Consider the following 22,579-nt stretch of genomic DNA (forward strand, 5'->3'; position numbering starts at 1 on the left):
CAATCGCATTTGCGTTATTCGCAGACGAGCACGTGTCGGGTAAAACTCCCTTTGCTCACCGTGCAGCGGTCCACGATCGCAAAGCCGGCTTCCTCGATAATCGGATCGATCCGCTCGATCGTAACGAAGATGACTCTTGCCGCGAACCGTCTAGCGCTGCCAAGCATCTCCAACTGTTCCGCAGGCGATATTACGGAACAAAGATTATAGGGCATATCGATGATCGCCGTATCGTATTTTTCGGTAATCTCGCGCATGTCCCCTAACGTTACCGTTACCGAGCCATACCCGAAGAACGCCAAGTTTTCCCTCGCGCCGCGAGCGGCAAGCGGGTTGATTTCCCTGCCCTCGATATCGATTCCCATAGACAGCGCTTCAACCAGCACGGTTCCGATACCGCAGCAAGGATCGATCGTCCGTACGCCTTCGATCCGAGGAACCGCGATATTAACGACCGCCCTGGCGACCCGAGTACTCAGCGCCGTGGAGTACTTCCGCGGCTTGTCGTTATGCTTAAGCCAGACCGCAGCTCCTTGGGTCACCTCTCCGAATACCCACCGCCCGCCAATCCGGGCGAAGCCGAATTCCCGATTAGGTCGGCGCATCTCCGCCTTTCCTCGGAACCTCAAGCCGATCTCCCGTTCCAATGCGCGTTTCTCGTCATAAGTGAACTTGCCTTCGTCACCCTGTTCGAGATTGTCGATCGCCAGCACCTTAAACGTCGATTCTCCCAGTTCGATCGCGCCGACCTGCTCGGCGATGTCCTGTAATCGCTCGGCCTCGTACATTACTTTTATCCTCATTTTAATAAAAGGACTACGGCTAGGTTCGATCTCGATGTGACTTCGCAGCAGATTAAACCGGCAATCTCTGCCGAATAGCGATCGCATCTCCAGCATGCATAAGGAATGCTCTTCATCGTTAGAGACAATGGCATATATGTAGTCTTGCAAATCCTTCCTGTCGTTCAAGTCCGATCCATCCTTTAAGCCGCGGCTATTCTATCCGTCTAACGCCCCGCCGATTCTTACAAAAAGGGGAGCCTCCGACCGCCGGGCGGCAGGTTGGAAGCTCCGTAGTAAGGATGAGAAAGGCCATCCTCCCCCTGTGACGACTAATTCCGGATTCAACAGCGAAACGATATTCGCTATCGCCATGGCCATATGCTCGAGCGGCTTATCCATAATATGCAGCGCGGCCTCGTTGCCATGCACTGCCGCCTCGAGCACGTGCACCGCCCCGATGCAATCGATTCGGTTATCGACGGCCGTTAGAATCGCGGAGAACTAGTTATTCGGAACGGAATGTTCTCGCGATTGATTCGGTAAATTCTTCGAGATCGCGATCCGCCTTCGAATGATTACATTCATTGCAGGCGCAGACGCAATTGACCGGCGTCGTATGTCCGCCCTTCGCGCGCGGGAGCAAGTGATCGATCGTGTCTCCGTACTGTCCGCAGAAATAACACGCGTGCCCGTCCCTTGTCAGGATAAGCTTCCGGAATTCCCGGTTGCTGTAAATACGGCGAATCGTATGCCGGTTCACGACGTAAGCGGCGTTCTCCCGCACCAGGATTTTCGCTAATTCCGGCTCGATCTCCTGATAATAGGAACGGCCGTTGTCGGTTTTCCCGCGCATGCGGACGAAGCCTTGGCGCGTCGCTCTCAATGCCGAAGCGTCCAGCGGATCGATATTCCGCTTGCGCGCCGCGATCTTAATATCGCGCGGGACGAGGGCAGAGACAGGAAGCGGAGAAGCAAGGAATGGTGCAACCGCCGGAACTGGGGGCGAATTCGCCCGCTTCGTCGCCGTCGCCGTCGCAGACGGTTTCACCTTTCTCCGTCTTCTTCGCTTTCGCTTCTTCGGTCCGGAATCAGCCGGCTTCGTCGAGACCGCGTCCTCCTTTGACGTCTCCGCGACCGTCTCTGACGTATCCGCCGAGGAAGTCGCGGGCTCGTGAAGCTGCCGTGCTTCCCGGCGGCATGAGCGGCAAGTTCCCCGTCGCCTTCTGCGCCTCGGTCCCCCGCCGCGCCGGTTCTCGAATTCCGCAAGCGGTTTAATGCTCCCGCATTGCGCGCATAATTTCAAAGCCGTTTCCGGCTGTTTTGTCGTGATTTCCATATCCCGAGTATATCATATTCTTGCATCGTTACTTCGCATACTCGTTCAAGGTTTCCTTGCGGAGTCCTCCGGCTCGCTAAATTGTTGTCGGTTACCATCCCGTCAGGACAAAAAACACTACAACTTAACCACAATAGCAGTTAGATAATTTTGGAATAATAAACTACTATTAGAGAGAATGAATCGATATCCGCAACCCGAAAGGCAGGGAATTCTATATGTCCTATTTATCTATAAGCACTTGGAGCTTGCATCGGATGCTTGGCCCTCTTCGTTGGACGTCCTGGGATACCGAAGCCAGCGAGCATAGCACCCATGTACAAGATCAACCGCAAATTCATACCCTTCTCGAATTACCGGCGCAAGCGGCCAACCGAGGCTATCAAGCCGTCGAAGTGTGTCATTTTCATTTTCCTCGAACGGACGCCGATTATTTAACCCTGCTCCGCAAATCTTTCACGGACGCCGGCGTTTCCTTCGATACGCTCCTCCTGGACTACGGCGACTTAACGGCGGAGGACGAGAATCGTCGACTTGCCGACCTGAATTTGATCCGAGAATGGATCGACATAGCCGACTTATGCGGAGCTAAGCGAATTCGGGTGATCGCAGGCGAAGCTTCGCCTAACGATGATCTGGCGATCCGGCAATCGGCAAGAACTCTCTCGGAGTTGGGCGAATATGCGGCGAGCCGCAACGTACAAGTCGTTACGGAGAACTTCAAAGCGCTGACCTCTACGGGGAAAAGCTGCCTGAAATTGTTGGGAGAGACGGGGGTTGCGGTTCGGATGATTACGGATTTCGGCAATTTCCACGGGGAAGACAAGTACGAAGAGATTGCTTCGACGATCCCGTACAGCTTATCCGTTCATGCCAAAGCCGCATACGACGAGTCGGGTTATCCCGACGAAACCGAATTCGCTCGCTGTTTGGATGCCGTAAAGTCAGTCGGTTACGATGGCGCTTACGTTCTCATTTACGACGGGCCCGGCGATATGTGGGAAGGACTTGAGAGGATCAAACGGATCGTCGAGCCGTACTTATAATAAAAAACGGAGCCGCCGCGATATCTTCGCGCCCGGCTCCCGCTTCTATTCGGCGACGATTTTGAGCGCGGCCGTCTGGCCTGGATAGGATTGATCCACCATGCCGGTTGTCCAAGCTTGCGCTTCTTTGCCTACTAGCGAAGGTTCGATAGCATTCGAGGGCTCCTCTCCTCCGACGATAACTTTACCGTCCTCCGTCAGACTTACCCAATAAGCGACCGGGTCATCCGTGTTGCCGTTTTTCTCGTGCTCGTTCACGATCAGAATCCGGTTCTTCTCCTGATCGACCTCTTTGATCTTCCCCGTAACTAATGGCTCTCCGCTACAGCATTCCCGTATGGACACGTCTAGCGGAAACCGCTCTCCGACGAGCTCGAACAGGCTTTCTTTGAACCCTTCGATCTCCTCCTTCGTCAGGATGCGTTCGAAATCTCCGTAGCTGCGTATTTCTATACCTATCGCACTTTTGCTCGAATGGGTGGATAACATCTGGATAGAATGACGGTTCCGAAGTTCCCGCCATTGAGCATTCAATTTCTCCTGTATCGCTTCCAATCCTTCCGCGGGCGAGGACGGAACATCCGCCGGTTTCACGGAGGCAACGGCGGGGATCGGAGCCGGCGAGACGGCTGGATTAGGCGTTGAGCCGGAATTCGCATTCATCGTCGCATCCATACCGCAACCGGTCAATAGCATAACAAACAGAACGAATGAGATTTTTTTCATGTATCCTCCGCCCGTAGGCATTAATGTCGATTTCCCTCTTAAACGGAAAATGACGCGAAAAGGTTTCACTTCTCGGACGGAAAGGTGAGCGGTTTACTCATATAATTACCTAATAAGCCGAATCATCTGAACGACGGGACGGCCATCTCCGCGCAGCTTGATTTCCCGATTTCGCATTTGCGACGAACCGTCTCCATCAAGGAAGATGCCGTCCACCAACCGTCCTTCTCCTATTCGCTCGAGAATCGCCGCGCGGAAATCGGCCAACGTGGCTTTCGTCGCGCTGACGATCAAATACAAGCTCCCTTCTTCATCGTAAACGGCAGCCGAACGAAGACAGAGTTGGTCGGGAAGCGGCGCGCTCTCCACCATGGACTGCTCGACCCAACTCTCGTTCTTGCCCAAGCCCATGCTAATGCCGCCCTGAGCCCAGAATTGCGAACGATCCGTGACCGTCAGCTCGGAGGATCGACGGACGACCTGCACGCTCAACCTATCCGAAGCGCCATCCCATACAAGCGTACCTCTCGCATACTTGGCATTTTCCGCCCCGGTCCCGTATCCCTTCTCTTCGTTAACGGGAACATCGTTCACGACGGCGATGCTGAGCAAAGCTTCTTGGTAGAAAAATCCCCCGTTAATCCCGTAATAAGACGCAGCCGTAACGTTATTATGGATGGGAACCAACGAAACATTGGAGGGTCTCGTCCTCAGGTAATGCAATTCCATGCCGTTCGATGCCAATTCCTTGCCGTATACGTAATCTCGCGGCATATTCAACTCTTCGTACGCAGCTTCGTCAGACGCCAATACCTTAAGCATGATCGCGAGAATTAACCCCAGGGCAACCAAAACGAATAAACCGAGCAACCCGAGCTTAACCTTAGTCATTTTCGCCATTCCATCGATACCTCGTAATCCGTCTATTAAACCTCATTTCCGCTATTATATAATGAATCCGCTAAAACCGACACGCCCTTCATCCCTTAACGGCACCGGCGGTCAGACTGTTCGTGATCCGATCCGTGAAGAGCATATATAGCACGACCAAAGGCAACGCGATCAACGTCATGACCGCGAATTGCGCACCGTAATTGGAGGCGTACTGGCCCGTGAACTGAATTAACGAGAACGGAAGCGTCTTATAATTGTCCGAGCTGATATACGTAATCGCCATAATGAATTCGTTCCACGTATTCAAGAAGGCAAGGACGCCGACGGACGCGATCACCGGCTTCGAAATCGGCATAATGATCCGAAACACGACCCCGATCAAGCTTAATCCGTCGATGACGGCCGCTTCCTCGATCGCTCTAGGCGTCGTCTGCAAGAAGCCGATGAAGATGAATACGCTAAGAGGGATCAAGAAAGCGATATTCGGCAAGATGAGCGAGAAATAGTTATCTATCAAATGAATCTTGTTAAAGATGAAGAAGTTAGGCAGCAACGTGGAGTAGATCGGGACAATCAAGCATACCATGACAAGCCCCGATAGATAGACGTTCCACTTCCAATCCATCCGCGCGATTACGTAGCTTAGCATAAGCGAAACGATAACGGTGACGGTTATGACGACTACGGCAACGATGACGCTGTTGAGCAAATACGCATGCACGTGACCAAGCGTAAACGCATTCTTGTAATTGACCCATTGGAACGGATCCGGCCATTTCAACACGTTGCTGCCGAAGAAGTCGCCGCTCTTCAGAAGAGAGAAGTTTACCATCCATACGAGAGGGAAAATAGACAAGAACGCGACGATCGCGAGCCCGAGAAAGAGAAGGACTCTGGAGGAGCGCGCGCCGAATCTCGTTGAAGTTGATGCTCCCATTAGAATTCACCTACGTCTTTCTTAAGCAAGCGGTTCATAATCAACGTCATGACAAGGCAGAAAACAATGAATAAAACGGAAATCGCGTTCCCGTAACCGAACAGTCCGTCGCGGAAAGCCTTCGAATACAAATAGGTTCCGAGGAACTGCGTACTGTTGGCGGGACCTCCGCCGGTCATCAAGAATACCGTCTCCATCTGCTTGAACCCGGAGACGACCGCCAGCACGAGATTGATGCGGATGATCGGCGACAACAACGGCAGCACGATGCTTTTGTTATAGCGCCATTTGGTCGCCCCGTCGACGATTGCCGCCTCCTTAAGCTCGGACGGAACCCCTTTGATCCCCGCATAGTAAAGCAAGTAAGCATACCCGAAGCCTTGCCACATGGCGACGAAAATGATCGAATAGATCGCGATATCGGGGTTGCCCAGCCAATCCTGTTTCCACGAGGATAGCCCTACCGCCGTTAACATTCTGTTTACCAATCCGAATTGGACGTTCAGCAAGCTAACCCACATTTGCGAAGTCACGAAGGTCGAAATAATCGCCGGAATGAAAATGATAACCCGTAGCGGACGTTCCCATTTTCCCGCGTAGGTCGTTAACATAGCCATAAGGACGGCAAAAGGATGCTGCAGGACGACTAAAGCCAATCCGAGAAAGATCGAATTGCGGAGCGCTCTCCAAAAAATCGGGTCGTGAAGAAAGATGTCCTTATAGTTGCTTAGGTTAAAGGTTTGATAATCGACCCCGTCGAAATTCGTGAAGCTCAAGTATAGGGCGACGGCCGTCGGCAATAAAACGAATCCGAGAATGAACACGAGACCGGGAGCGATCAACAGCGCGATATTCCGTTTGTCCATCCATAGTTTGTTCATGATTACGGATTCATTTCCTTAAACGATTTGTCGGCAATGCCGTCGATCTTCTTAGCGAAGTCCTCCGGCGTCGACTTGGATGCCATCATCTCCGTAATCGCGTCCAGATAGCTTTTCGCCGTTGAAGTAGAGAATAAATCTTGAGAATTCGCGCCGCTGAATACGGTCGCGTTGCCGAGAATGCCCGTTAAATCGTTCTGAACCCGCGTTTCCTTGCCCGTCTTGAACTCGTCGTAGTTCTGCGCGGGGAACGTAATGCCGTTCTCCCACACGGTTTTGGCCCAGTTTTGCTTCTGAAACATCCAAATCGCGAACTTCTTGGCATCCTCGGAAGATTCGGACTTGGCCGATACGCTGTAACCGCCGCCGAACCAAGCGAGCAAGTCCGTCGTTCGGCCTTTGCCGTCATCCGAAGCAGGCCATGGAATAGCGATCAGATTATCGCGCACTTCTTCCGGGAAATTGACGTCCGTCGATATGCCCATCTCCCACTGGCCCATTAAATACATTGCGGCTTTGCCTTGCCCAAACAGGTTTCTGGCGCCGCCGTAATCGAGATTGAGAAAGCCTTCCCCAAACATGCCCTCCGTGACCATCCGTTGAATCTTCTTCGCGGAAGCGATCACGTCCGGATGATCGAAGGAGCCCGTTCGATCCATGGCTTTGTGGTAGAGCTCGAATCCGCCGGATTGGCGCGCGACTACCGCGTCGAACAAGAGCGCTAAAGGCCAAGAATCCCTGCCGTCTAGGGCGATCGGAACGATATCCTTGCTCTTGAGGGCATCCGCGATTTTGAACAGATCGGCTTCCGTTGTCGGCGGTTCCAAGCCGTTGTCGGCAAGCAGCTTCTTATTTGCGTATAGAACGAGAAAATCCGTGTTCTTCGGTATGCCGTAAATTTTACCGTCCATCGTAAACGAATCGAAAGCGGCGTCAATGAACCCTTGGCCCGCGAAATCTTCCTTCGCGAAAGTAACTAACGAGTTATTTTTAACCAAAGGGTATAGATATCGCTTCTGTCCCCACATCATCGTTACGTCGGGTAGTTTATCGGATGTATTGTAGATCTTGAGCTTATCTTGGAACTGCGGATCCGGGGACAACGTTTCGACCGTAATCTTCACGTTCGGATTTTCGCTCATGTACCGATCGATCAATTTCTGCTCCGCCAAACCTTGCCCGCCCGTGCGATCCGGGTTGTTGCTGAAAAACTTGAATTCGACGTTTTTATTGCCGCCCTCTGCGGTACTGGCCGATTTCGATTCGGAAGCATTGCCGGAAGACGGATTCGAACCCGAATCGTTCGAATTTCCGCAAGCGGATACGAATAGAGCGCATACGAGAATATAAGACAACGTGCTCAATCGCTTTTTCAAAACAAACCCCTCCACCTATTGCGAATTCGGATAACTTCCTTAAGTATAAATTAGGTTTTCGCGGGGAATAACCCGACATTCTTCCGTGTTCCTGTACGTTTATTAGAACCCGATCTGTTTTTTGTACTGGGAAGGCAGCATTCCGGTCCATTTTTTGAAAAAGCGCACGAAATGAGCCTCGTCATAATACCCGACCTGTCGAGCTACCGCGTAAACCTTCTCGTTGCCTTTCCTTAGCAGTTGCTTCGCTTTCTCTATCCGATATTGATGGAGGTAATCGAGGAAATTGATACCCATCTCCTGCCGGAACAGTGTAGAAAGATGGGACGGAGACATGAATACTTCTTCCGAGATCGATTTCAGCGTCAAGTTCGTGGCGTATTTATCGTTAATCAAGCCGATCACGAACTGGATCGTCTTATGAACCGGCTTCTTCGCGTTCTTGATCTCGACGAATTTCTGGATGACGAGGGTCATCATCGTCGACAGCTCCTCGAACGTCTCTATTTTCTGGATTTGCCCCGCATAGGATTCAAACTGCCGCGCCGCTTCTTTGCTAACCTCGTCGGAGCTTGCCCCAAGCTCCTTCATCAAGCCGTCGATCAAGGAATAGGTGTGCAAGTGAATTCTAGCGATCGATAAGCCTTGCGACCGAAAGCTGTCCAACCACCCCTCTACCCCGGATACGAATTCCGCATAGTTGCTATCGGCAATATGTTCGCGGATTTGCTTCTCGAGCTCGGCCAGATCCGAGCGGAACTTGAGGGATTCTTCCGCGTTCGACGTTTCTCCGGAATGCTCCGATGCGACGAACAATCCGCTCCCTCCATGGAAAAATCTTCTCGTTAGCGCTTCGAGCGCATCCATGTACGAACGGTGCAAATGCGATAAATCCGCGACGGATCCGATCCCGATGCTAACGCTAACCTTGAGGAAGGAAGCCAGATTAGCCTGCAACCGTTCCAGCCGTCTCCGAATATCGGACTCGACCGAACCTTCCGTCACGTTGGCGAACAGGACGAATTGATCTTCCAGCGTTAACAGCTCGTGCCTACCCGAGAACAGTTCCCCTATGCTTTCCTCCATAATGTTCGCCGCTGCATAACGAATCAAACCGAGATCCCGCTCCTCGTATTCCAGAGCGTTCAAATCCTTGGAATCGAACCGGAACACGATAGCGAGAATCGGTCCTTCCGTCAACCGGATGCCGTACTCCTTCACCTCGGTTGTCCGATCTTCCTTGCCGCGCGGGGCGCCCCTCATCCACTTCAACAGCTTGTCTTCCGTTATCGTTCTCGCGTTGGCCATCCATTTTCTCTCCAACCGATCCACCTGGATGGCCCGGCTCCGCGTACGAATCAGTTCGTCTTTCACCTTCAGAATCACATCTCGCACCTGCTTAGGATTACATGGCTTAAGAATATAATCGAACGCGCCTAATTTGAGCGCCTTCTGGGCGTAATCAAATTCGCTATAACCGGTCAGCAGCACCGGGATGAGATCGATTCCGCGCTTCCGCGTTTCCTCGATCAACTCCAGTCCGTTCATATACGGCATGCGAATATCCGTGAGCAGGATATCCGGCTCCTCGCCGTCCTCCATCATCTCCAACGCCTTGCGCCCGTTCGATGCGGTACCGATGACGCGAATGCCTTCGGCCTCCCAGTCGATCATCGCCATAATGCCTTCGCGAAAAGAAGGCTCGTCCTCTACGATTAACAGTTTAAACACGACCATCGCTCCTCATATCCTCCGACTCCAAGTGACGGAACGGGATGACCATCTTGACCGTCGTTCCGATATTCCGCTTGCTGTCGATCTCGATCCCGGCTCCGTCTCCGAAATGGTTAACCAGCCTGTCCCGCAGATTAAGAAGGGCGAAACCTCCCGTATCTTCGTAGTGTGCCGCGCGCTTCTCCGATCGGATGGCCGAACGAAGCTTATCCAACCTATCCGGCGCGATTCCCATGCCATTGTCGGTCACCTCGATATGCAAATCGCCCGACGATTCGCGTACCGATACGTGGACGAATCCTTGCTCGTCGATCTGCTCGATGCCGTGGACGACCGCGTTTTCCACAAGCGGCTGCAGGATCAGCTTAGGAACGAGGACGTCGGACAGTCGTTGTGCTACTTCGATAGAGTAGGTCAGCTTGTCCGCGAATCGGATTTTGCTTAAATACAAGTAGCTTTCCACGATATTCAATTCTTTGCTCAAACTGATAATGTCCGCGCCTTGGCTCAAGTTGTAACGGAAGAAATCGGATAGCTTCTGGATCATGTCCGCCGTCTTCTCCGCGCCTTCCCGGTAAGACATCCAGGCGATCGAATTGAGCGTGTTATACAGAAAATGAGGGTTGATCTGCGATTGCAACAACCTTAGCTCCGATTCCTTCTTGGAAATCTCGGATTGGTACACGTCCTGGATCAGCTCTCTGATTCTCGTTACCATGATGTTGTATCCATTGCCTAATTGGCCGATCTCGTCCCGCAGCGTAACGTCTACCTGCTGGCTGAAGTCGCCCGCTTGCACTTCGCGCATCGACTTCAATATTTTTTTGAGCGGCTGCAAAAACAGTCTGGAGATCGTCCAACTGAGCGGCGCGTTCATGAGCAGGATGAGCAGCATGAGCCCGATCGTGAGCCAGCGGATCGCATTCAGTTGCATGAGTTGTTCCGTCCGCGGTTGGATTACGAGCACGTGCCACCCGGTAACTTCCGAAGAGGAGTGGGAGATAAGCCACTCGCCGTCATGGTTACTCCAATCGACTTGCTCGATAGGGACATGGTCATAATAAGGCAATTGTTCGAACGAGCTCCCGCTCCATTTTCCATCCGAGTCCGACAAAATCGTTCCATCGCCGTTCACGATCACGATTTCGACGTTTTCCTTGGCGCGGCCGTAGGACTGGCGGAAATCTTCCTCGGTCATTCCGATGACGAGCAAGCCTTCTTTCACGAGATTCTCGGGATTGACGAGAACTTTGCTGTAGAACACCTTCCGCCTTTGATCGCCGATGAACAACTTCAGCGGTCCTTCCTCGACCCCCCAAGCGCCACTCACGACGTCGTTCACCGTATTTTCGTAGATCCGGCTTTTCTTATATTCTTCAAAACTGATGATCTCGTTGTTATTCAAGCTATTGAACTTGATCGTCTGATGCCCGTCGGAGAAAATCAGCAGCGATTGGAAAAATTGACGCGTACTCAGCAGCCGATTAATCATCGAGTTCACGATAATGGCCGAGTTAAAGGTAGGTTCCGGCGACAACAAATCATGCAATTCGGACGACAAAGACAAGTAGTTGTAGATATCGTGGATATCTTTCGCCAAGTAATCCAAATGGGAGATCGTCTGGGAGGAGATGTTTTCCTGCGCTTGAGAGACCTTCTCCAACACTTGGTTAGAAGCGGTCGTATAGGAGAAAAACCCGATGCTTCCGGAAGCGACGAGGAGCAACGGGAGGAACCACAGTTGAAACTTCGAGCGAATCGACAGCCCCAGATACCAATATTTCAAGTTTGCCGGCATTTCGGTTCCTCCCGGATCGTAGACTATCCATCATTATAGCCTCTCCTAGGGCACGGGAACAAAAACAAGAAGAGAGCCCACTCCGCGATTGCGGATAAGAGCTCTCTTCGTTTGAATTATAAAGGGGCTGTAAGGTATTTCGCTTTACGAATGACTTACCTTACGGCAGCAAAGTGCCGCCCATTAAATACCTGTCGCACTCGCGAGCCGCTTCCCTGCCTTCGTTGATCGCCCATACGACGAGGCTTTGACCGCGCCGCATGTCGCCGGCGGCGAATACGCCCTTCACGCTCGTCGCGTATTTACCGTAATCGGCTTTGGCATTAGAACGCTCATCCTTCTCCACGCCCAACTGATCGAGCACCGTATTCTCCGGCCCCAAGAATCCCATCGCCAACATGATTAGTTGCGCCGGCCACACTTGCTCGGTTCCGGGAACTTCCACCGGTCCGAATCGCCCGTTCGCGTCCACCTTCCACTCCATGCCGACGGTGTGCAGCTCCTTAAGGTTGCCCTCCTCGTCCCCGACGAAACGTTTCGTCGAGATCAGATATTGCCGCGGATCGCTTCCATAGAGAGCTTTCGCTTCTTCTTGGCCGTAATCCAGCTTGTAGACGCGAGGGAACTGCGGCCAAGGATTGTTGTCCGCGCGCGTTTCCGGCGGCTTCGCCATAATCTCGAACTGCGTCACGCTCTTGCAACCGTGACGCAAGGATGTCCCTACGCAGTCGGTTCCCGTATCGCCTCCGCCGATAACGATGACGTCCTTCCCTTCGGCCGAAATGTACTTTCCGTCTTCATGCTCCGAATCGAGCAAGCTCTTCGTGTTCTTATGCAGAAATTCCATCGCCAGATGGATGCCTTTTAACCCGCGGCCTTCGATCGGCAGATCGCGGCCTTTCGTCGCGCCGCCGCATAGTACGACGGCATCGAACTGCTCCGTCAATTGCGAGGCTGGAATATCCTTGCCGATCTCCGTTCCCGTTACGAACGTAATCCCTTCTTGCCTAAGCAGCTCTACCCGACGTTCGACCGTTTTCTTGTCCAGCTTCATGTTCGGGATTCCGTACATGAGCAGACCGCCGATCCGATCGGCGCGTTCATACACGGTAACCAGATGGCCTGCCTTGTTTAATTGCGCCGCGCAAGCGAGCCCGGAAGGACCCGAGCCGACGACCGCTACCTTCTTGCCGGTACGAACTTCGGGCGGCTCCGGTACGATCCAGCCTTCGGCGAAACCTTTGTCGACGATCGCTTTCTCGATGTTCTTGATCGTGACGGGAGTGTCGTTTAACCCGACCGTGCACGAGCCTTCGCATGGGGCCGGACAGACACGACCGGTGAACTCCGGAAAATTGTTCGTCTGGTGCAGCCGATCCAGCGCTTGACGCCATAAGCCGCGATAGACGAGATCGTTCCACTCCGGGATCAGGTTGTTAACCGGGCACCCCGCCGCCATCCCGTTAATGATCTGTCCGGTATGGCAGAACGGAATACCGCAGTCCATACAGCGCGCACCCTGCTCCTTAAGCAGTTCTTCCGTTGCTTTGCTCTGAAACTCCCGCCAATGATGGATGCGGTCCAAGGGGTTAACTTCTGGAGGCAGTTCCCTTCTAAACTCCATGAATCCGGTAGATTTCCCCATCGTTATTCCTCCATCGCCCTAGTTTCCGCTTACCCGCGACAAATCCTTCATATTCGCCTCGAAGGCAGCCATCGCGACGGCTTCGCCGCTTAAGCCCGAAGCCGATAAGCGATCCATCGCTTCCAGCATCCGCTTGTAATCCTTCGGGATGACTTTGACGAATTCAGCTACGCGATCATCCCAACTCTCCAGTATCGACTTGGCTCGAGAACTCTTCGTATAAGCCGCATGCCGTTCGATCATCGCTTTCAGTCGGCTCGCTTCCATTCCCGACTCCACCCGTTCCAGATGAACCATCTCCAAGTTGCAACGGTTGATGAAGTCCCCCGTCTCATCCCACACATAGGCAATACCGCCGGACATTCCCGCCGCGAAGTTACGTCCCGTACGTCCGAGAACAACGACGCGTCCTCCCGTCATATACTCGCAGCCGTGGTCTCCCACGCCTTCGACGACCGCGTTCACGCCGCTGTTCCGCACGCAGAAACGCTCGCCCGCAATACCGCGGATATACGCTTCTCCGGACGTAGCGCCATAGAAACCGACGTTGCCGATGATGATGTTTTCCTCCGGCTTGAAGGTGGCTTTATCCGATGGGGCTACGATGATTTTGCCGCCGGACAATCCCTTGCCTACGTAGTCGTTGGAGTCCCCCTCCAACTTAAGTGTTATTCCTCTCGGCACGAACGCCCCGAAGCTCTGTCCCGCGGAGCCTATAAAATGGAAGCGAATCGTGTCCTCCGGCAATCCCTTCGCGCCGTATCGCCGGGTAATCTCGCTTCCGAGAATCGTACCGACGACCCGGTTCGTATTGCGGATCGGGAGGGTCGCCGCTACCGGTTCGCCCGTTAGGAGGGAAGGCTCCGCGATCTTCATAAGCTCTCTTCGGTCAAGCGATTCGTCCAGTCCATGGTTCTGGGACGTCCGACAATACCGGCCTACCTCCGATCCGACTTCGGGCTGGTGGAGCAGGGGAGACAGATCGACGCCCTTCGCCTTCCAATGCTCGATCGCCTTGCGGCCGTTTAACTTGTCGGTACGGCCGATCATTTCGTTGACCGTACGGAAGCCGAGCAACGCCATGATCTCCCTCAGCTCCTGCGCGACGAAACGCATGAAGTGAACGACGTGCTGCGGATCGCCGTTGAACTTCTTGCGCAGCTCCGGATTCTGCGTCGCGACTCCAACGGGACACGTATCCAGATGGCAGACGCGCATCATCACGCAACCAAGCACGATAAGCGGTGACGTTGCGAAGCCGAACTCTTCGGCTCCCAGCAGCGCCGCGATAGCCAGATCCCGTCCGGTCATCAGTTTCCCGTCGGTTTCCACGACGATGCGGTCGCGCAGCTTGTTCAGCACGAGCGTCTGATGCGTCTCCGCGAGGCCAAGCTCCCACGGCAATCCCGCATGGCGGATGCTCGTCTGCGGCGAAGCCCCGGTTCCCCCGTCGTAGCCGCTAATCAGTACGACGTCTGCCCGGCCTTTGGCGACGCCGGCCGCAATGGTGCCAACCCCGACCTCGGAGACAAGCTTCACGTTAATTCTTGCGCGCGGGTTCGCGTTCTTCAGGTCGTGGATAAGTTCGGCCAAGTCCTCGATCGAATAAATATCATGATGCGGCGGCGGCGAGATCAATCCGACTCCGGGCGTCGAGCCCCGCACCTCGGCAATCCAAGGATACACTTTACGTCCCGGCAACTGGCCGCCTTCACCCGGCTTCGCTCCCTGCGCCATCTTAATCTGAATTTCGTCGGCGTTCACGAGATAATTGCTCGTGACGCCGAATCTGCCCGAGGCGACCTGCTTGATCGCGCTTCGCCGTGAATCGCCGTTCGCGTCGGCGATAAACCGGCTTGGGTCTTCCCCGCCCTCTCCGGTGTTGCTCTTCCCGCCGATGCGGTTCATCGCGATCGCCATGCTCTCGTGCGCTTCCTTGCTGATCGAACCGTAGGACATCGCGCCCGACTTAAACCTTCTGACAATCGTATCGACCGGCTCCACTTCATCGATCGGCACACCGTTCTCCCCGTCCAACTTCAGTTCCAATAACCCCCGCAGCGTATAGAGCTTCTCCTGCTGACCGTTAACCGCCTCGGAAAACTTCTTGAACAAACCGTAATCGTTCGTACGGCAAGCCTGTTGAAGCGCGTGAATCGTTTGGGCTTGATAAATATGCTCTTCTCCGTCACGCCGCCATTGGTACTCTCCGCCTGCGGGTAACACGGATTCTCCTCGAGTCTGCTCCGCGTAGGCTTGCTCATGAGGATCCAAGGCTTCCTTGGCGATAACCTCCAGGCCTACGCCGCCGATTCGCGAAGGCGTCCACGTGAAGTACTTATCGATCAACGGCTGCTCCAGCCCTAGCGCCTCGAAGATCTGGGCGCCTCGGTAACTTTGGATAGTGGATATCCCCATCTTGGAGAGCACTTTCACGACGCCTTTCGTCGCCGCCTTCAAATAATTCTGTACCGCTTTTTCATGAGAAATGCCGACCAGCATCCCCTGCCGGATCATATCGTCCAGCGTCTCCAACGCCAAGTAAGGATTGATCGCGCTCGCTCCGTAGCCGAGCAGCAACGCGAAATGATGAACTTCGCGCGGATCTCCCGATTCGAGCAGAAGACTCACTTTCGTCCGCGTGCCCGCCCGGATCAAGTGATGGTGCAAGCAAGACACCGCCAACAAAGCCGGTATGGCCGCATTGTCGCAATCGATGCCGCGATCCGATAAAATCAAAATATTATGTCCGTGCGCGATGACCCGATCGGCTGCTTGGCAGAGCTCGGCTAAAGCCGCTTCCAGCCCTTGCGACCCGCTTCCCGCAAGGAAGAAAATCGGCAAGGTGATCGATTTGAACCCGGGTCTGCGAATATGGCGGAGCTTGGCGAATTGCTCGTTCGATAGAATCGGAGATTTCACCTTGATCTGCCGACAGCTTTCCGGCTCCGGTTCGAGCAAGTTGCGCTCCGGCCCGATCGTCGTACCCGTCGCCGTAATGATTTCCTCGCGAATCGCGTCGATCGGCGGGTTCGTCACTTGCGCGAATAATTGCTTGAAATAGTTATATAATCGCTGCGGCCGTTTCGAAAGAATCGCAAGCGGAGCATCGTAACCCATCGACCCGATCGGTTCGACTCCGCTCTGCGCCATCGGCTCGAACACTTTCCGCAGTTCCTCGAACGTATATCCGAAAGCTCTCTGCCGCCGGTACACGGTAGCATGGTCGGGCTGCGGTACTTCCGGCGCGTCCGGCAGCTCCTCCAATCCGATCAGATGCTCTTCTAACCAATCCTTGTACGGATGTTTGCTCGCGATCCCCGTCTTCACCTCCTCGTCGGAGATGATTCGGCCTTCCTTCGTATCGACAAGAAGAATCCGGCCGGGACGAAGCCTTTCTTTATAGAGTACATTTTCCGCAGGCACGTCGAGCACGCCCACTTCCGATGAAAGAATAATTAAATCGTCGGATGTCACGTAATAACGGGCAGGTCGCAAGCCGTTGCGATCCAAGAATGCCCCTATTCGCGTGCCGTCCGTGAAAGCCATCGCCGCCGGACCGTCCCAAGGCTCCATCAGCGTGCTATGAAATTCATAAAACGCTTTCATTTGCTCCGTCATGCTTTCATGATTCGACCAAGGCTCCGGCACCATCATCATGGCCGCATGAGGGAGGGTGCGTCCGGACAAATACAGAAACTCCAACGCGTTATCGAACATCGCCGTATCGCTGCCGTCATGATCGATAACCGGCTTCACCTTCGCCATGTCTTCTCCGAACAGCCCGGACTTCGCGAGCGCTTGGCGGGCGTGCATCCAGTTCACGTTGCCGCGCAGCGTATTGATCTCCCCGTTATGGATGACGTATCGGTAAGGATGCGCCCGTTCCCAGCTCGGGAACGTATTCGTGCTGAACCGGGAGTGAACGAGCGCTAGCGCCGTCTCGACCGAGGGATCTTGAAGCTCGACGTAATAAGAGTCGACCTGCTCCGGGATCAGCATTCCTTTGTAGACAATGGTCTTGCTCGACAAGCTCGAGAAATAGAAGGAATCGCCGCCATCGGTACCGGAATAACGAATCTCTTGTTCCGCTCGCTTGCGAATGACGAACAGCTTGCGTTCGAAGCCCAGCTCATCGGCGTAGCTTCCCTGTTGTCCGATAAATACCTGACGAACGAAAGGCTGCACGGATTTTGCCGTCTCTCCCAGCTTCCCGTCGTCCGTCGGCACCGTTCTCCAGCCGATTAACGTCTGTCCTTCTTCGCGCACGATATTTTCCAGCTTATTCTCGAACGATGCGCGCAGTTCGGCATCTTGAGGCAAGAATAGCATTCCGACCCCATACTCCTCCGTCGGCGGAAGCGCGATTCCCTCTTTGCCTAGCTCTCGTCTGAAAAAGACATCGGGAATTTGCAGCAAAATGCCCGCTCCGTCCCCCGTGTTCGCTTCGCATCCCTGTCCGCCGCGATGGTCCAGATTTCCCAGAATCGTCAGTGCTTGCCGGACGATTTCATGCGACTTCCGCCCTTTGATATTCGCCACGAACCCCATTCCGCAAGCATCGTGCTCGTATTGCGGATCGTACAGCCCTTGCTTGACCGGCAGCCCATTACGCTTCATAGTTCGCAACCTTTCTATACCATAATTTTTATGTATATATCCGAGTTGTCTGTCTATGTATGGAATATTCAATTTTCTCTATTAAAATCCCTTTTTTTAGCAAAAAATTCACTGTAATCGCAACAAAAAAGGGATTCGGCCGATGATTCGGCTAACCCCCTGATCGTATTCGCGATATTCGGTCACCCCGGTAAATCAGCCGCGGCTTCGACGATCTGCTCCATCGTGAACGCCACGCACGGCAAGCGATCGGATTGGACGACTTCCTCTCTGTCATAGAGATTCAAGAGTTCGTAATCGTCACCGGTCAGCAAGTATTGCTCAAGCGCCGCGTTAGCCGGATCGACGATCCAATACTCGGGAATCCGATATTCGGCGTACACTTTCAGCTTCTTATGCCTATCTCTCTTGACGGAGTGAGGGGATAAGATCTCGGCTACCAAATCGGGAATGCCCTCGATCGCTCTGTGCGTAATGATTTCCATTCGGCTGCGATGGATCATTAACAGGTCAGGTTGGCGGACTTCCGTCGCGGATAGGATCAGGTCAATCGGCGAAGCAAATACGATGTACTCCGAATTACAGCTATTCGTAAGCAATCTTTGCATTTGATAACTGACGACTTGATGCTTAGGACTCGGAGCGGACAACAATTCCAGCATCCCATTGGCCACCTCGTACCGTTTGCCATCGTCGGGCATTCGCGCATAATCGTCATACGTAACCATTTGCTCCCGGATGATCGGTTGGTCTTCTCGTTTTTTCATCTTACCTTCCCCTCTCATTTGGCGACCTTATTAATCAGATTAATTACTAAAGTTAAAGCGTCCTTCTGCTCGAACTTATTCATGTTATCGACGTATACTTGGCGATTCTCATGTAAGCGATCAAGGTTAGTTACCAACGCGTCGGGCGTAAGCTTCTCTTCATGCAACACTTCGCAATAACCGGCTGTTTGAAAAGATTCGGCGTTCACGAGTTGGTCTCCCCTGCTTTGTTCCTTAGTTAAGGGAATAAGCAGCATCGGCTTGCGCAACGTTAAAAATTCAAAAATAGAATTCGCTCCCGCTCGCGTGACAAACGAGATCGGACTTACGATATGATATTTAACCGCTAACCTGTCTAATGCGATTCTGTCTGTCTGATTGTTCTTCTCTGCGCCCCTAGACTGCCGCCCATGATCAGAATTACGGGTTTATTTCTAGTAAAACCGCATAACTCTCGCCCCCGGTCCGCGTTCCCCCGCTTAAGCTCCTCACGGATAATGGGCCCTACATTCCGACTCATGAATAATAACCGGCACTCGATCTTTTGCGTTTTTCCAATCCATATACCTGCGCAGCTTGCCGACCGCTATCCCGTGATAAGTTACATCAGGTAAAGAAGAGACCAATCGTCTTTCATGCCGTCTCGGGAACCTATATATTCAATGGACCAACCCTGTTCCGTAAATCGGGGAATCAAGGCTAGATTAACTGTTACGTGGCCTGCTGAACCACCGCCGGTAAAGATGATTTTTTTCAATGATCGACACCTACTATTCCTTAAAAGAAAATAATTTAAGATCATTAAAAATATCGCTTAGAGCAAAAGAAACGCACGGAAGCTTGTCCGAAGTTACCTGGTCGTCATCTTCGAATAAATGAACTAACTCATATAACTCGCCCTGCAGCCGATATTGCTCCAATGTCCGCCCCTTCGGATCTATGATCCAATACTCCGGTACCTGATATTTCGCATAGATTCTCGACTTGACTACTTTATCCCTTTTACGGGAGCTAGGCGAGATAACCTCAACAACTAGATCAGGCGGACCTTCAATTCCTCTAGCCTTTACGATATCCAGTCGAGTGCGGTGAATCATCAAAACATCGGGCTGTAGTACGTTCGTCTGGCTCAGGATCAATTCAATGCGTGAAGAAAATGTAGTCCGATTTGCAACTTTGTTTTAAAATGTAACTCAACTCTCCGCTTACCGTTTGATGAACCGTCATAGGTCCGAGACACATCAGCTCCAACACTCCGTCTACGATCTCATAACGCTGTCCGTCGTCAGGCATTGCCGCATAGATGTCATAGGTTACTTGCTGCTCCTTAATCCGATCTTCATCCTTATTCTTGGTCATAGAATCACATGCCTCCTAATACTAAAAAGCACCCCGACAAAGCAACACGTATTGTGTTTGGCTTTGTGAGGTGCTTCCCCGATAGCTGATCTTTTAATTATGTTCAAGTTAAAATGTTCTGTCAACCTTGATTCCGTCGGTCGTCAGGGGGCATTCGTATTAGGAATCGCTTATTATTTTCGGATTTCTACACTAGCTTCCGTCTAACGGAACCCACAGACCTTATTTTGTTCAAAAATGTACTTTTCAAAATCTAACGGATGTGGGCGCTCTTATTTGTGTGTTTTCCAATGAAAACATGCTAATTGGGCATAAATAACTGCGATCAGTTCCTTTAGAAATTTAAACCGCTTGTTTTCGACTAAATAACGTCCGTGGTCTCCGTTAGAAGTTTAAGACTAATGCGATTGCCATCGCTCATCAGTACACACGAATCTCGACCAATTCCGCGCGCTCGCCGCCGTTCGTCAAGTGAACGACGAGGCGGATTCGGTCCGCCGCGACGGCATTCGCCAAGCGGTGAACCCGCTTGCGCTTGCGGTTACCCTGCTCCGATACGATAGACTGCCACTTGCCGCCGAGCCAAGCCTCGACTTCATAATCCTTGACCAGCTCCGGTATAACCGGGAAAGGCGTCTCGTGATGGTGCAGGTTGATCAAATCCTCGTTCACGTCGTCGTTAAAAGTCAGATGGATCTCGGACACGTTCGCCCGCTCCGCCAATTCTACCTCGATCCACTCGTCCCGTCCCTCTTCCAACGGCTCCGATACCCAGATGTGCGGTCCGCCGAACGGACGAACGAATCCGTCGATCGCCTTATCCGCGGCATATGCTCCCGTATCGACCGCGAAGCAAAACGGCTGGCGAACGAGCCGCTTCATGCTCCATTCGATGACCGGTTGATCCGGCTGATGATCTTCGAGATCCGAGGAGACGACCGGTTTGACGCCTCGTTCGAAAGCGAGCACGCCCGTTAACGGAACCGCCGACTTGAATAGGCTAACCTTGTCGTTGGCTCGAACGATAAGGAACGCGTTGCGCGCTTCGCCGACTCCAGCCTCTTCCCTCTCCTCGATCGGCAGCGTAACCCACTTTTTCTCGCCGGCATTAACCGCGATCGTAGCGCTCTGCTTCCTTGTTGCCGGCACGTAATTTTCCTCGCGCCCGGTATCCCACAATTCTACGACGAGCTCCGTTCCTTCCGTTGCCGACAAGAGTAGCTCTAGCGCCCCTATCGCCCCGTCGATCGGAAATAACATACCGATATCCGCCGCAAGCGGATAAGCTTCCGTTGGCTGATCCAACCGAATCCTTGTCATGGTGCTCGAAGCCCGCACGGTACCCTTCCTAGCCAAATCCGCTTCATCCTCGTTCTTCAACCCTATAATAGAGGAATCGCTCTTCAGCATCGCTTGTTGAAGCTCTGCCATATGGATATCGCGAAGCTCGCGAGGCGACACGCCTTTTTTAACGGATAGAGCGGCGCCTACGCCTGCCGCTTCTCCCATGACGGCGCAAGTGGCCATTACGCGAGTCGTCCCGAAGGCTACGTGAGTCGCGCTGACGTTGCGCCCGGCGAACAACAGGTTACCCACGTTCTTCGAATACAGCGAACCGAAAGGAATATGATAGATTCCGTCGGCATGAAGATGCTTAGACCCGCTCTCCGATGCATACATTCCTTGCGGAGGATGCAAATCGATCGACCAGCCGCCGAAAGCGACGCGATCCTCGAACGGACGTTGCGCCAAAATATCGTTCTGCGTCAGCACCGTATCGCCGATAAAACGACGAAACTCCCGCTTGCCCGGTAAAGAACCGACCCATTCCAACGTCATCGTTTCCGCATCGAATTGTCCGGAGTTTTTAATATAATCCCATATCCCATAAATAACGGCCCATAGCTCATCCCGAATGCGCTCGTTCTCGTGGACGGTATCCAGCTCGCCGCCCCACTCGATCCACCAATAGTGGCAACCCGAGTCGCCGCTGCGGATCACCCGCTTAAGGGGAATCGAAGTCTTCGTGATATCCTTGGCGAACGAAGGAGCGACGAAGCGAACCGGCTTGCCCGTATCCTTCGTGTAGAACAGCAAGGTGCTGCCGAGCGTAATTTCGTCCGCGACCTCGGGCGCCCAATCCTCGTCGTATTCGTGTCTAGCTTCGCGTCCCAAACGGTAAGCGGCACCCGCGAGGAAACCGACGAGCCCGTCTCCCGTGCAATCGAGGAAAGCCTCGCTTTCGAAGCGAATGAGTCTTTCCGAGCCCATCATCCATCCCGTCACGCTACGGATCACTCGCGCTTCGAGTTCTCCGTCCGCTTCGACCTCCCGCACGTCGGTATTCATGAACAAGCTGATGTTAGGCTCGGCGCGAACCGCTTCCAGTAGAGTGAGATCCCATAGATACGGATTCCCTTCCGGATTGCGGTATTGATTCTCGACGAACAGTTCTCCCATAATGCCCGTCTCGCGGGCGAATCGGTTGACTCCATGTCCGGTCGCCCCGCAAACCCATACTCTGACCTCCGAGCTGGAGTTGCCGCCTAGTACCGGTCTGTTGTGAACAAGCGCCACCTTCATCCCCATTCTAGCCGCGGCAATCGCGGCGCTGATCCCCGCCAATCCTCCTCCGACGACGGTTACGTCCGACTTCGTTACTTCGTGCTTCACGT

At 53.2% G+C, this 22,579-nt stretch carries 17 protein-coding genes and 1 pseudogene; 1 reads left to right on the forward strand and 17 read right to left on the reverse strand.

The window, feature by feature from the left end:
- Window positions 1-14 precede the first annotated feature (14 nt).
- From HH215_RS17835 to HH215_RS36435, 3 genes are read right to left on the reverse strand one after another with little or no spacing between them, the layout of a single operon-like run.
- Window positions 15-971, reverse strand: a complete 957-nt coding sequence (locus HH215_RS17835; RefSeq protein ID WP_254450134.1) for a TRM11 family SAM-dependent methyltransferase — start codon at window positions 969-971, stop codon at window positions 15-17.
- 30 nt (window positions 972-1,001) lie between these two features.
- A complete protein-coding gene (locus HH215_RS17840; RefSeq protein WP_169284454.1) occupies window positions 1,002-1,277 on the reverse strand; it encodes an ROK family protein in 276 nt (91 codons plus the stop codon).
- A gap of 13 nt (window positions 1,278-1,290) precedes the next feature.
- Entirely contained in the window at window positions 1,291-2,121 is an 831-nt protein-coding gene (locus HH215_RS36435; RefSeq protein ID WP_254450136.1) for an HNH endonuclease, read from the reverse strand.
- 218 nt (window positions 2,122-2,339) lie between these two features.
- Between HH215_RS36435 and HH215_RS17850 the strand changes: the two genes are divergently transcribed.
- Window positions 2,340-3,167: a sugar phosphate isomerase/epimerase family protein gene (locus HH215_RS17850; RefSeq protein WP_169281140.1), complete on the forward strand. Its 828-nt coding sequence runs from the start codon at window positions 2,340-2,342 to the stop codon at window positions 3,165-3,167.
- Between the two features lie 45 nt (window positions 3,168-3,212).
- Here the strand turns inward: HH215_RS17850 and HH215_RS17855 are convergent, their stop codons facing one another.
- The 14 genes and pseudogenes from HH215_RS17855 to HH215_RS17915 form a co-directional block, all read right to left on the reverse strand.
- A complete protein-coding gene (locus tag HH215_RS17855) occupies window positions 3,213-3,893 on the reverse strand; it encodes a YdgH/BhsA/McbA family protein (protein ID WP_169281141.1) in 681 nt (226 codons plus the stop codon).
- A gap of 105 nt (window positions 3,894-3,998) precedes the next feature.
- The gene (locus HH215_RS17860; RefSeq protein WP_254450137.1) at window positions 3,999-4,793 is read right to left on the reverse strand and encodes a phosphodiester glycosidase family protein; all 795 of its coding nucleotides are present in this window, start codon (window positions 4,791-4,793) and stop codon (window positions 3,999-4,001) included.
- Between the two features lie 79 nt (window positions 4,794-4,872).
- The gene (locus tag HH215_RS17865) at window positions 4,873-5,724 is read right to left on the reverse strand and encodes a carbohydrate ABC transporter permease (RefSeq protein WP_169281142.1); all 852 of its coding nucleotides are present in this window, start codon (window positions 5,722-5,724) and stop codon (window positions 4,873-4,875) included.
- Entirely contained in the window at window positions 5,724-6,605 is an 882-nt protein-coding gene (locus HH215_RS17870; RefSeq protein WP_169281143.1) for a carbohydrate ABC transporter permease, read from the reverse strand. Before HH215_RS17870 ends, HH215_RS17865 begins: the two co-directional genes overlap by 1 nt.
- 2 nt (window positions 6,606-6,607) lie before the next feature.
- The gene (locus HH215_RS17875; RefSeq protein ID WP_169281144.1) at window positions 6,608-7,981 is read right to left on the reverse strand and encodes an ABC transporter substrate-binding protein; all 1,374 of its coding nucleotides are present in this window, start codon (window positions 7,979-7,981) and stop codon (window positions 6,608-6,610) included.
- 102 nt (window positions 7,982-8,083) lie between these two features.
- The gene (locus HH215_RS17880; protein WP_169281145.1) at window positions 8,084-9,712 is read right to left on the reverse strand and encodes a response regulator; all 1,629 of its coding nucleotides are present in this window, start codon (window positions 9,710-9,712) and stop codon (window positions 8,084-8,086) included.
- Complete coding sequence (locus tag HH215_RS17885; RefSeq protein ID WP_169281146.1) at window positions 9,705-11,513, reverse strand: sensor histidine kinase; 1,809 nt, start codon at window positions 11,511-11,513, stop codon at window positions 9,705-9,707. The genes HH215_RS17880 and HH215_RS17885 overlap by 8 nt, the downstream gene beginning before the upstream one ends.
- A gap of 160 nt (window positions 11,514-11,673) precedes the next feature.
- Window positions 11,674-13,158, reverse strand: a complete 1,485-nt coding sequence (locus tag HH215_RS17890) for a glutamate synthase subunit beta (RefSeq protein ID WP_169281147.1) — start codon at window positions 13,156-13,158, stop codon at window positions 11,674-11,676.
- Window positions 13,159-13,176: 18 nt separating this feature from the next.
- The gene (gene gltB, locus HH215_RS17895) at window positions 13,177-17,778 is read right to left on the reverse strand and encodes a glutamate synthase large subunit (RefSeq protein ID WP_169281148.1); all 4,602 of its coding nucleotides are present in this window, start codon (window positions 17,776-17,778) and stop codon (window positions 13,177-13,179) included.
- Between the two features lie 182 nt (window positions 17,779-17,960).
- Entirely contained in the window at window positions 17,961-18,545 is a 585-nt protein-coding gene (locus tag HH215_RS17900) for a Uma2 family endonuclease (RefSeq protein WP_169281149.1), read from the reverse strand.
- Window positions 18,546-18,559: 14 nt separating this feature from the next.
- Window positions 18,560-19,302 (reverse strand): annotated as a pseudogene (locus tag HH215_RS17905) (glycosyltransferase).
- A 13-nt stretch (window positions 19,303-19,315) separates the two neighbouring features.
- Entirely contained in the window at window positions 19,316-19,642 is a 327-nt protein-coding gene (locus HH215_RS37055) for a Uma2 family endonuclease (protein WP_375140451.1), read from the reverse strand.
- Window positions 19,643-19,685: 43 nt separating this feature from the next.
- The gene (locus HH215_RS36095; protein ID WP_217362223.1) at window positions 19,686-19,904 is read right to left on the reverse strand and encodes a PDDEXK family nuclease; all 219 of its coding nucleotides are present in this window, start codon (window positions 19,902-19,904) and stop codon (window positions 19,686-19,688) included.
- Between the two features lie 420 nt (window positions 19,905-20,324).
- Window positions 20,325-22,577, reverse strand: a complete 2,253-nt coding sequence (locus tag HH215_RS17915) for an FAD-dependent oxidoreductase (RefSeq protein ID WP_169281150.1) — start codon at window positions 22,575-22,577, stop codon at window positions 20,325-20,327.
- Window positions 22,578-22,579 lie beyond the last annotated feature (2 nt).

The sequence above is a fragment of the Cohnella herbarum genome (genome assembly GCF_012849095.1).
GTDB lineage: Bacteria > Bacillota > Bacilli > Paenibacillales > Paenibacillaceae > Cohnella > Cohnella herbarum.

Bases quoted from the DNA above. Each gene is read 5' to 3' on its own strand.
- HH215_RS17865 (WP_169281142.1), bottom strand. From the start codon at position 5,724: ATGGGAGCATCAACTTCAACGAGATTCGGCGCGCGCTCCTCCAGAGTC.
- HH215_RS17860 (WP_254450137.1), bottom strand. From the start codon at position 4,793: ATGGCGAAAATGACTAAGGTTAAGCTCGGGTTGCTCGGTTTATTCGTT.
- gltB (WP_169281148.1), bottom strand. From the start codon at position 17,778: ATGAAGCGTAATGGGCTGCCGGTCAAGCAAGGGCTGTACGATCCGCAA.
- HH215_RS17870 (WP_169281143.1), bottom strand. From the start codon at position 6,605: ATGAACAAACTATGGATGGACAAACGGAATATCGCGCTGTTGATCGCT.
- HH215_RS17850 (WP_169281140.1), top strand. From the start codon at position 2,340: ATGTCCTATTTATCTATAAGCACTTGGAGCTTGCATCGGATGCTTGGC.
- HH215_RS37055 (WP_375140451.1), bottom strand. From the start codon at position 19,642: ATGATTCACCGCACTCGACTGGATATCGTAAAGGCTAGAGGAATTGAA.
- HH215_RS17855 (WP_169281141.1), bottom strand. From the start codon at position 3,893: ATGAAAAAAATCTCATTCGTTCTGTTTGTTATGCTATTGACCGGTTGC.
- HH215_RS17885 (WP_169281146.1), bottom strand. From the start codon at position 11,513: ATGCCGGCAAACTTGAAATATTGGTATCTGGGGCTGTCGATTCGCTCG.
- HH215_RS17890 (WP_169281147.1), bottom strand. From the start codon at position 13,158: ATGGGGAAATCTACCGGATTCATGGAGTTTAGAAGGGAACTGCCTCCA.
- HH215_RS36435 (WP_254450136.1), bottom strand. From the start codon at position 2,121: ATGGAAATCACGACAAAACAGCCGGAAACGGCTTTGAAATTATGCGCG.
- HH215_RS17900 (WP_169281149.1), bottom strand. From the start codon at position 18,545: ATGAAAAAACGAGAAGACCAACCGATCATCCGGGAGCAAATGGTTACG.
- HH215_RS36095 (WP_217362223.1), bottom strand. From the start codon at position 19,904: ATGACCAAGAATAAGGATGAAGATCGGATTAAGGAGCAGCAAGTAACC.